This is a genomic window from Geobacillus sp. FJAT-46040 (genome assembly GCF_002335725.1).
GTDB lineage: Bacteria > Bacillota > Bacilli > Bacillales > Anoxybacillaceae > Geobacillus > Geobacillus thermoleovorans.
Genome location: NZ_NISS01000001.1, coordinates 104,532 through 105,035 on the forward strand (window position 1 = coordinate 104,532; position 504 = coordinate 105,035).

1 pseudogene is annotated in these 504 nt (G+C 49.8%); it reads left to right on the top strand.

Annotation, left to right across the window (positions count from 1 at the left end):
- Positions 1 to 375, top strand: a pseudogene (locus CD000_RS00600) (IS1634 family transposase); the annotation flags it as partial.
- Between the last annotated feature and the right edge of the window lie 129 nt (positions 376 to 504).

Sequence of the window (504 nt, forward strand, 5' to 3'; positions counted from 1 at the left end):
TATAAAGGGCAGATCTCGGTGGAAATGAACTTCGCTTTTTTGAAAGACCCTTTTTTCACGGATGAGATCTATGTCAAAAAGCCAGAACGAGTTGCGGTATTGGGCTATTTGTTTCTCTTGGCCTTGGCCATTTACCGCGTCTTTCAGCGCCGGGTGCGCCAGTTCATCACACCCGAACACCCATTAAAGGGCGCCGGAGGCCGCAAGCTGACCCGACCGACGGGGCAGGCGATTTTCCAGCTGTTTCAATATGTGAACGTCGTCCTCCTGGAGCTGCCGGATGGACGCATCCAACGCTCACTGGATCGCTCCCTCACCCCTGAACAACGAAGGATTCTGCAGGGGTTGGGGCTGGATGAGAGCATTTACGTGTAACGTCATACGGAACGACCAGCGATGGTAAAAAAAGGATAGCCATCGCTCGTCGTGTTGGTCAAAAAGTTATTCTGAAAAACTAAATAAAAAATCCTTTGTTTTGACCTTGTTAGGGTGCGAAATGTGAGT